Annotated in this window: 11 protein-coding genes; 6 read left to right on the forward strand and 5 right to left on the reverse strand. The window is 72.0% G+C overall.

All coding sequences use genetic code 11. From position 1 onward, the window contains the following. Positions 1-105: 105 nt before the first annotated feature. Positions 106-360 carry a WhiB family transcriptional regulator gene (locus RBH18_RS08130; protein WP_067697263.1) on the reverse strand — a complete coding sequence of 85 codons (255 nt, stop codon included), beginning with the start codon at positions 358-360 and terminating at the stop codon, positions 106-108. A 437-nt stretch (positions 361-797) separates the two neighbouring features. Next, the gene (locus RBH18_RS08135) at positions 798-1,748 is read right to left on the reverse strand and encodes a diacylglycerol/lipid kinase family protein (protein ID WP_306205338.1); all 951 of its coding nucleotides are present in this window, start codon (positions 1,746-1,748) and stop codon (positions 798-800) included. A gap of 53 nt (positions 1,749-1,801) precedes the next feature. Between RBH18_RS08135 and RBH18_RS08140 the strand changes: the two genes are divergently transcribed. Next, the gene (locus RBH18_RS08140) at positions 1,802-2,188 is read left to right on the forward strand and encodes a hypothetical protein (RefSeq protein ID WP_306205339.1); all 387 of its coding nucleotides are present in this window, start codon (positions 1,802-1,804) and stop codon (positions 2,186-2,188) included. 116 nt (positions 2,189-2,304) lie between these two features. Beyond that, positions 2,305-3,000: a FadR/GntR family transcriptional regulator gene (locus tag RBH18_RS08145; RefSeq protein WP_306205340.1), complete on the forward strand. Its 696-nt coding sequence runs from the start codon at positions 2,305-2,307 to the stop codon at positions 2,998-3,000. A gap of 272 nt (positions 3,001-3,272) precedes the next feature. Here the strand turns inward: RBH18_RS08145 and RBH18_RS08150 are convergent, their stop codons facing one another. Then, positions 3,273-3,686 (reverse strand): ATP-binding protein, encoded by a 414-nt coding sequence (locus tag RBH18_RS08150; protein WP_306205341.1) that lies wholly within the window; start codon positions 3,684-3,686, stop codon positions 3,273-3,275. 265 nt (positions 3,687-3,951) lie between these two features. Next, complete coding sequence (gene sodN, locus RBH18_RS08155; RefSeq protein ID WP_305785248.1) at positions 3,952-4,356, reverse strand: superoxide dismutase, Ni; 405 nt, start codon at positions 4,354-4,356, stop codon at positions 3,952-3,954. Positions 4,357-4,440: 84 nt separating this feature from the next. Between sodN and RBH18_RS08160 the strand changes: the two genes are divergently transcribed. The 3 genes from RBH18_RS08160 (at position 4,441) to RBH18_RS08170 (ending at position 7,277) form a co-directional block, all read left to right on the forward strand. Then, complete coding sequence (locus tag RBH18_RS08160) at positions 4,441-4,749, forward strand: S26 family signal peptidase (protein ID WP_306205342.1); 309 nt, start codon at positions 4,441-4,443, stop codon at positions 4,747-4,749. Positions 4,750-4,945: 196 nt separating this feature from the next. After that, positions 4,946-6,175, forward strand: a complete 1,230-nt coding sequence (locus RBH18_RS08165) for an NAD(P)-dependent malic enzyme (RefSeq protein ID WP_306205343.1) — start codon at positions 4,946-4,948, stop codon at positions 6,173-6,175. Positions 6,176-6,326: 151 nt separating this feature from the next. Then, positions 6,327-7,277 (forward strand): zinc-binding dehydrogenase, encoded by a 951-nt coding sequence (locus RBH18_RS08170; RefSeq protein WP_306205344.1) that lies wholly within the window; start codon positions 6,327-6,329, stop codon positions 7,275-7,277. Between the two features lie 220 nt (positions 7,278-7,497). Here the strand turns inward: RBH18_RS08170 and RBH18_RS08175 are convergent, their stop codons facing one another. Beyond that, a complete protein-coding gene (locus RBH18_RS08175; protein WP_306205345.1) occupies positions 7,498-8,073 on the reverse strand; it encodes a nucleotidyltransferase domain-containing protein in 576 nt (191 codons plus the stop codon). Between the two features lie 157 nt (positions 8,074-8,230). Between RBH18_RS08175 and RBH18_RS08180 the strand changes: the two genes are divergently transcribed. Then, positions 8,231-8,401, forward strand: coding sequence for a hypothetical protein (locus RBH18_RS08180; RefSeq protein ID WP_305785253.1), 171 nt, complete (start codon positions 8,231-8,233; stop codon positions 8,399-8,401). Positions 8,402-8,677: the final 276 nt, after the last annotated feature.

Consider the following 8,677-nt stretch of genomic DNA (forward strand, 5'->3'; position numbering starts at 1 on the left):
ATCGATGCCCGGACAGCACGACGCCCCGGCGCCGACTGGGGCCCGGGGCGTGAATGCTGGGGAGAAAGGGAAGTTCAGGCGGTGGAGCTTCGGGCGGACGCCGCTTCAGGCGGTCGGCGCCGAAACCCGGAGGCCGCCGCGACGCTTGACCGCGCGCCGCTCGTCCTCGCTCATACCGCCCCACACGCCGGCGTCCTGACCGGACTCGAGCGCCCACTGCAGGCACGACTCGGTCACGGGGCACCGCCGGCACACGGCCTTGGCCTGCTCGACCTGCAGGAGCGCGGGGCCGGACGTCCCGATCGGGAAGAACAGCTCCGGGTCCTCGTCGCGGCAGATCGCATCGTGGCGCCAGTCCATGGCGGCAACACTCCTTGTTTCGGGTGGGGTGAACGAAATGGTGCTGACCAACTACTACTTACTCTTTATCGGCATCCGCAGTGGCGAAGGACGGACAGCGTTCGTCTGATCACCGTTGCGTGAGCGAGCTTTTGTGCGGGAAGTCGTTCGGCGCTTCTGGATAAAGAACGCGGGCGAGCGGCATCCGGTTACTTCTTATCGCTTGTGAATGCTTTCACGAACTCCCGCGATGTCAAGGGTAGCGCCGGGACTTTCTCCCGTCGGGTGAGCTAGCTCACGACCCCTTTGTCCGGTTTGCGAGAGAAGTTCGGGGGTCTCTCGCGGTCCGGCGGATGAACGCTCCCATCAATGTAGTACGGTACCGGCCGCTCTGCCGAGCTTTTGCCGGTGAATGTGTGACGGATCGTGATGCGCGACCCGACACACGTACCCCGATGTCAGCAGATCACTCGTAGCGCTTCGGGAACGGACAGAAAGTGCACCTTCTGGCGTTCTCCCAGGTAGTCCCCGTCGAGCTGGAAGGACTGGGGGCGGGCGGCGATCACCGTGAACTCGGCCTGATCATGCAGGCGCAGCACGTTGCGGCCCCGCGGATCGGCGTTCCGGGAGGTCATCTGCGTCACTGTGCGTGTTGTGGTAGCAACACCCAGGCTACGAACCGCCAGGACGTCGAGCCCGCGGTCGAACGACGCCTGCGGGTTCGGGTTGATGGGGCGCTCTCCCACGTAGGTCCACGGCGCGGTGTTCTGGATGATGACGGTCCCCAGACCCGTTTCCGGCTCCTCGCCGGGCCGCTCGATCGACAGCGGCGGCGCCTTCCGGTCCTCGCCGGAAAGCACCTGACCGATCAGCGAGCGCACATAAAGCGCCGGCGTCGACGTGCGCCCGCGCAACCGGGCCTGCTCCACCCGGCGGGTGACCGCCGCGTCCAGGCCCAGCCCCGCGGTGAAGGTGAAATAGCGGTCGTCCGCGCGGCCGAGCCCGATCACCCGGTGCCGCCCCGACGTCAGGCCGTCGATGATCACGCTGGTGCCCTCGGCCCAGTCGCGGGGTAGCCCGAGCGCCCGGGCGAAGACATTGGTGGAACCGCCGGGCACCACCGCGAGCGCCGGCAGCCGGAAGGCCGGCGACGTGCCCTGCGAGGCCAGCCCGGGAGCCGAGGTCATCAGGCCGTTGACCGCCTCGTTGACGGTGCCGTCGCCGCCCAGCGTGACGACCACGTCGACCCCGCTCTCGGCGGCGGCCCGGGCCAGCGCGGCGGCGTGCCCCCGCTTCCGCGTGTACTCCACCGTCAGCTCGACCTGACTGCGCAGCGCCCGGACCAGCACGTCCCGGCTGCGCTCGTTCGTCGTGGTGGCCTTCGGATTAACCACCAGTAACGCTCGCATGGGCGGCACTGTACCCCGGGGCCGCCCCCGCGCCGGGCCGGTATCGTACCGTTGTGACCCCTGCGGATGTAGCTTCCCCGGCAACTCTGGTCTGGGCGGTGCGCCTGCTGTTCGCGCAGGCCGCGGCTTTGGCGGTGCTCACCGCGTACCTGGTCGTGCTGGACCTGACCGACGCGGGGGAGCTGGGCGTTGCGATCTCCCTCACGGTGCTCGCCGCCCTGGGCGCCGGTGTCGTCTTCCTGATCGCCCGGGCCCTCGCGCGCCGGTCGGCGCGCGCCCGCGGCCCGGCGATCGTCGTGCAGCTGTTCCTGATCGCGTCCGGGGGCTTCCTGCTCAACGTGGGACCCTCGTGGGCCGGGGCGCTGCTCATGACGTTCGGCGTGCTGGTCGGGGCGCTGTGCCTCCTGCCGCCGACCACGAAGGCCCTCGGTCTCGGCTGACTCCCGCCTCCCGGTCCTCGATGTGCCGACTTTGATCGGTCCGCGCTGGTAACGGGGTTCCCCTGTCGTCGGGAGGGCCTACCCTGAGTGGGCGGATCACAAGGGGGTGAGGGCACATGGCCGGATCCACGGTGCGCCCGCCGGCTTATCAGCTCCTGGCGGACGAACTCCGGGCGGACATCACATCGGGCCGGCTGCAACCCGGCGAGCGTCTGCCGCCGGAGCCCGAGCTCTGCATCCGCTCGGGCGTGAGCCGCAGCACGGTCCGCGAGGCGCTGCGCCTGCTGGCCAGCCAGCATCTCATCGTCACCACGCGCGGGGTCACCGGCGGCAGCTTCGTCGCCCACCCCGACGCCGAGCAGCTCTCCGAGGCCCTCTCCACCGGGCTCACCCTGCTCACCAACGCCGCCGAGGTCGGCTTCGCGGACCTGCTCGAGCTGCGGCGCGCCCTCGAGGTCCCGGCCGCGGCCCTCGCGGCGGAGCGCCGCAGCGAGACGCACCTCATCGAGCTGCGCGGTGCCCTCTTCGACCCGCACCTCGACGAGCTGTCGACCATGATGGCCGCGCACACCGCCTTCCACTCGGCCATCGCGTCGGCCACCGGCAACCCGCTGTTCGAGCTGGTGACGCGGCCGCTCTACCAGGTGACGTACGGGGAGGAGGTGGTCGGGGCGCTGCCGGAGGGGTACTGGGCGCGGATCGACGCCGACCACCGGGAGATCCTGGCGTGCGTGCGGGGGCAGGAGATCGCGGGGGCGCGGGAGGCCAGCCTGCGGCATCTCGACTACATCGCCGAGGCCAACAAGCGCTGAGCTGCTGCTCGCCGGGGTCCGCGCGGCCTCGGCGCTGGGCCCGCCTGGCATGCGTGGCGCCTGGCATGCGTGGCGCCTGGCATGCGTGGCGCCTGGCATGCGCGGTGCTTGGCGTGCGTGGCGCTTGGCGTGCGTGGCGCTTGGCGTGCGGTGCTTGGCGTGCGTGGCGCTTGGCGTGCGTGGCTTGGCGTGCGTGGCGCCTGGCTTGCGTGGCGCCTGGCTTGCGTGGCCCGAGCGCTGTGCGGCTTGACTTCGCCCGGTGTTTCGGGCGGTCAGAGCTCGGTGCGGCGGGTGAGGAGGCGGATCGTGGCGTGGCGGCCGTCCGCCTCGGCCTCGGCGGAGGTCGTGAGCGCCGTCAGCACCTTCCACGCGAACGACGACTCCGACGGCAGCCGCGCGCCGCGCACGATCGAGACCGTGACCTCGACGGTCAGGGCGTCCTCGGTCACGGCGAAGCGGCACTCCAGCTCGGCGTCGCGCGTGGCGATCGCCAGGAGCATGGCGCAGGCCTCGTCGACCGCGATGCGCAGGTCCTCGATCTCGTCCAGCGCGAAGTGCAGGCGCGCCGCCAGGCCGGCCGTGGCCGTGCGGAGCACGCCCAGATAGCCGCCGTCCGCGGGCACCGTGAGCAGGACGACATCGTCGCCGAACGCTGGTTCCGATTGCGTTGTCTGCAGCTGAGTCACCGGCCCCATCCTCCCGATGGTCGTGACTTTAGCGCCTCACGGGGGTGGTGCGCCCGCCGAGGCGCCGGGGACCGGATCCGGTCAGCCGATCGGGCCGCCCGTTCCGTCGTGCACCGGCACCGCTTCGCCGCCGGCGCCGCCCCCGCCCGGCCGCTGCCACGAGGGCGAACAGGGCGCGCGCACGGCGGCCGGGTAAGGGGTGATGCCGGGTAAACGCGACGGCCGGCACGTCACAGGGACGCGCCGGCCGTCGCGACAGCGAGGCTCAGGCCTGCTTGGTCTCCCAGAAGATCTTCGAGATCTCCTCGATCTTCGCGAGCAGCTGGTCGCCCACGGCCGGGTCCATCGAGCCCTTGGCGCCGGAGGCGCCCGCGAGCTTGGTGGCCTCGTTGAACAGCTGGTTGAGCTGCGGGTACTTCTCGAAGTGCGGAGCCTTGAAGTAGTCGGTCCAGAGCACCCACAGGTGGTGCTTGACCAGCTCGGCGCGCTGCTCCTTGATGAGGATGGCGCGGGTGCGGAACTCGGGGTCGGTGTTCGCCTGGTACTTCTCGGCGATGGCCTTCACCGACTCCGCCTCGATGCGAGCCTGCGCCGGGTCGTAGACCCCGCACGGCAGGTCGCAGTGCGCGCTGACCACAGTGCGCGGCGTGAAGATACGCGGAAGTCGCATCAGGACCCCTCCATACGTTTGCGATGATCCGACGCTGAGACTACCCCTTACACGGATACGCACACGCGAGCCGGGATTGATGCCATGAGGTTGCAACTACCGTTCTTCCCCGTGCTGGTGCACGGGCCGTCCATGGCGCCCACGTTGCGTTCCGGGGATGCGCTGCTGGTGTGGCGTACGGGAAAGGCCGGCGCGAGGGACCTCGTGGTCGCCCGCTTCCGGTCGCGGCCGGACCTGCTCGTCGTGAAACGGGCGGTCCGCCCCGAGGACGGCGGCTGGTGGATCGAGGGCGACAACGAGTTCGTGACGGACGACTCACGGGCGTACGGGGTCGCCGACGTCCTCGGCCGGGTGGCGTTTCGTTACTGGCCCCGCCCGGGGCGGGTGGGCTAACGTCCTGGGAAGCCGCAGCACACCGAAGTCTTGCGGTCCGACATCCGGGTGACCCCCGCATCGCACGCCGTCCCGCGCAGACTCGCGCCCCCGGGCCGGCTGGCACCCCGACATCGAGGACGGTCCCGCCGCGGTCCGACGCCGGTCGAGGCAGGCCCTGTGACCAGTCCTCACCCGATGCGTGTCTGGAGTCACCGTGTCCTTCTTCAGCTTCGAGCTCGATCCCGCCCTGGCCGCCGATCCCGTCTTCGAGCGACACCAGCGCGGCAAGATGGCCGTCGCCGCGACCGTCCCGCTGACGAGCCGGGACGACCTCTCCCTGGCGTACACCCCGGGGGTGGCCCGGGTCTGCACGGCGATCGCCGAGGACCCGTCGCTCTACCGGGACTACACGTGGACGGGCAACGCGGTGGCAGTCGTCACCGACGGCTCCGCCGTGCTGGGTCTCGGCAACATCGGCCCGCAGGCCGCGATGCCCGTCATGGAGGGCAAGGCCGTGCTGTTCAAGCAGTTCGGCGGGGTCGACGCCGTGCCGGTGTGCCTCGACACCCAGGACGTCGACGCCATCGTCGAGGTGGTCCGCGCCATGGCGCCCTCCTTCGGCGGCATCAACCTGGAGGACATCAGCGCGCCCCGGTGCTTCGAGATCGAGCGCCGCCTCGACGACCTGCTGGACATCCCGGTCTTCCACGACGACCAGCACGGCACGGCCGTCGTGGTGCTCGCCGCCCTGCACAACGCCGTGGCCCTGCTCGGCCGGCGCCTCGCCGACCTCCGCGTGGTGATCAGCGGCGCGGGGGCCGCGGGAGTCGCCATCACGGACATGCTCATGGCGGCGGGCGTGCCGGGGGCGAACATGATCATCTGTGACTCGCGCGGCATCATCCACGCCGACCGGCCCGGGCTCGGTCCGGTGAAGGAGGGGCTGGCGGCGCGGACGAACTACTCCGGGCGTACGGGCGGGATCCAGGAAGCCCTCATCGGCGCCGACGTCTTCATCGGGGTCTCGGGCGGATCGGTCCCGGAGAGCGCGCTCGCCGGCATGGCGCCGGAGTCGATCATCTTCGCGCTGGCCAACCCGACGCCCGAGGTCCCGCCGGCGCTGGCCCACAAGTACGCGGCCGTCGTGGCCACCGGCCGCAGCGACTTCCCCAACCAGATCAACAACGTCCTGGCGTTCCCGGGCATCTTCCGTGGCGCCCTCGACGTGCGGGCCCGCCGGGTCACCCAGCGCATGAAGGTCGCCGCCGCCGAGGCGATCGCCGAGATCGTGTCGGACGAGCTGCGCCCCGACCTCATCGTGCCGTCCGCCCTCGACCCGCGCGTGGCCCCCGCGGTGGCCGCAGCCGTGGCCCGCGCGGCCGAGCGTGACGAGGTGGCCCGCCTGCGCCCGGTCTCCCCGGCGCCGGCCGGTCTGCCTGTCTGACGGTTGTCCACAGGCTCGGCCTTCCCGGCGCCGGCCGGCTTTGTCCACAGGCTCGGCCTTCCGGCGCCGACCCGTCCGGCTGGCCGACGGTTGTCCACAGGCTCGTGGCGACGGGTGGCGTGCGTCCCCGGGGGTGACTAGCGTTCCGGGCATGCGCGCCGCCTATGCCAGTGCCATCAAGCCGGACGAGCCGCTGGCCGCTCTCGCGGTCGGCGACCTCCCCGAGCCGTCGCCCCCGGCGGGCTGGGTCACCGTGGACGTGCGGGCGAGCTCGCTCAATCACCACGAGCTCTGGTCCCTGCGCGGCGTCGGCCTGCCCGCCGACCGGCTCCCGATGATCCTCGGCTGCGACGCCGCGGGCGTCGACCCGGCGGGCAACGAGGTCGTGGTGCACGCGGTGATCGACGACCCGGGCGACCCGCGCGGCTTCTCCCTGCTCTCCGAGCGCTGGCCCGGCACCCTCGCCGACCGCGTGGCCGTCCCGGCGGGCAACCTCGTCCCCAAGCCGGCCGGCATCTCCTTCCTCGAGGCGGCCTGCTTCCCGACGGCCTGGCTCACCGCCTGGCACATGCTCACCACCCGGGGCCGCGCCGACCAGGCCGAGGCCGTCCTGGTGCAGGGCGCGGGCGGCGGCGTCGCCACGGCCGCCGTGGTCCTGGCGGCGGCGCTCGGCAAGCGGGTCTACGCGACCAGTCGTGACGCCGCCAAGCGGGACCGCATCGCCGCCCTCGGCGCCACCGCCGTCGAGCCGGGCGCCCGCCTCCCCGAGCGGGTCGGCGTCGTCATCGAGTCCGTCGGCGCGCCCACCTTCGAGCACTCCCTCAAGTGCGCCGCCCCCGAGGCCCGCATCGTCGTCTGCGGCGCCACGGGCGGCCCCTTCCCCAAGATCGACCTTCGCCGCGTCTTCATGATGCGGCTGCAGATCCTGGGCAGCACCATGGGCACGGCCGCCGAGCTCGCCGACCTCCTCACCTTCTGCGCGGCCAAGGGCATCCACCCGGTGATCGACTCGACATACGGCTTCTCCGCGGTGGGCGAGGCATTCGCCCGCCTCCACTCCGGCAAGGCCTTCGGCAAGATCACTGTCGACCACCTGCACTGACCGAGGCGTTCGGCAGGCTCGCTGTCGACCATGTGCGCTGATCGGGGCGTTCGGCGGGTGGCTGTCGACCATGTGCGCTGATCGGGGCGTTGGCGGGGGTGGCTGTCGGCCGGCTGCGCTGATCGAGGCGTTCACAGGGGTGGCCGTTGACCATCTGCGTTGAGCGGGGCGTTCGGAGTGCGGCCGTCGGGCACTTGGCTTGACCGAGGAGAGGCGGGCTTCAGGAGGTGGCCGGGCGTGGGGCCGGGGCCTGGCGCATTCCGGGGGCGGGGAGGCGCGGGCTCAGGAGGGCGGCGCGGAGGCGGGCGACGTCCCAGGCGTCCTTGTCGCGGCGGGGCGCGCCCGGCACCCAGACGGGCATCATCTCCTTGATCTCGATCTGCGCCCGGGGCCCCACGATGCGGCAGGTGACGTCGCCGAGCCGGCAGGGTTGCCAGGTGAGCAGGTCGGTGGGCCAGCGCGCGCCGGCGTGGGGTCCGCCCGCCACGGTCGGGCACCCGTCGGTGTCGCGGCCGAGGAGCGCGAAGCTGACCTCGATGCCGTCGGCGGTCACCAGGTCGCGCTGCTGCTCGGGCGGCGGGCCGGGATCGTCGCGGTAGCCGTGTTCGTGCAGCGCCGCCACCAGCCGGTCGGCGTCGGACGCCGCACAGAAGAAGTCGATGTCGAGGTGGGGGCGGGTGACCTCGCCGAGGAAGAAGTCCATGGCCCAGCCGCCGCGCAGCCACACGTCGACCCCGGTGGCGTCGGCCAGGCGCACGATCTCGGCGATGACGTCGAGCTGCCGGCGGGAGTCCACTCCGACAGGGTAGGGCGCTCCCGCGGACACGAAGGGGTGAACAAGCCGCCGCTGGTCCTCCCTCGCCCGGGTGTCAGGTGCCCACTCGGGTGTTGCGCCTGGTAGAGGCGCGGTAGCTGGTGTCGGGCGGGTGCGGGGCTTCGCTATGGTCGTGCGCATGTCTGACAACAGCGTCGATCCGAGTGGCAACACCGAGGCCTTCCGGGCCTTCACGCACAGTGCCCCACCCGAGGAACCCGCTGCCGCCTCCAAGACCCCGCTGATCATCGGCGTCGCGGTCGTGGCGGTCGTCCTCGTCGCGGTGCTCGCCTGGCTCGTCCTGAGCTGACCCGAGGCTGAGCCACCCGGCTGCCAATCCGACCGGCCGCCCCGCACCCCACCAGGCCGCGGGGCGGTCGCCGTTCCACCAGCACACCCGACCATCGCACAACCAGCCCGCCCGCGTGCAGCGCAGGAGCCGGCCCGCCCGGCAGCGCGGAGCCGGCCCGCCCGCGTGCAGCGCAGGAGCCGGCCCGCCCGGCAGCGCGGAGTCGCCCGCGAAGCGACGTGATCAAGCCCGGATCGGGGACCACCCGACCAAGCCCGCCCCGTAGCTCAGCTCCGC

It is taken from the genome of Actinoplanes oryzae (genome assembly GCF_030757795.1).
In the GTDB taxonomy this organism is placed as follows: domain Bacteria; phylum Actinomycetota; class Actinomycetes; order Mycobacteriales; family Micromonosporaceae; genus Actinoplanes.

Excerpts from the sequence above, each read along its gene's own strand:
- RBH18_RS08130 (WP_067697263.1), bottom strand. The coding sequence starts at position 360 with ATGGACTGGCGCCACGATGCGATCTGCCGCGACGAGGACCCGGAGCTG.
- RBH18_RS08135 (WP_306205338.1), bottom strand. The coding sequence starts at position 1,748 with ATGCGAGCGTTACTGGTGGTTAATCCGAAGGCCACCACGACGAACGAG.
- RBH18_RS08145 (WP_306205340.1), top strand. The coding sequence starts at position 2,305 with ATGGCCGGATCCACGGTGCGCCCGCCGGCTTATCAGCTCCTGGCGGAC.
- sodN (WP_305785248.1), bottom strand. The coding sequence starts at position 4,356 with ATGCGACTTCCGCGTATCTTCACGCCGCGCACTGTGGTCAGCGCGCAC.
- RBH18_RS08160 (WP_306205342.1), top strand. The coding sequence starts at position 4,441 with ATGAGGTTGCAACTACCGTTCTTCCCCGTGCTGGTGCACGGGCCGTCC.
- RBH18_RS08170 (WP_306205344.1), top strand. The coding sequence starts at position 6,327 with ATGCGCGCCGCCTATGCCAGTGCCATCAAGCCGGACGAGCCGCTGGCC.
- RBH18_RS08180 (WP_305785253.1), top strand. The coding sequence starts at position 8,231 with ATGTCTGACAACAGCGTCGATCCGAGTGGCAACACCGAGGCCTTCCGG.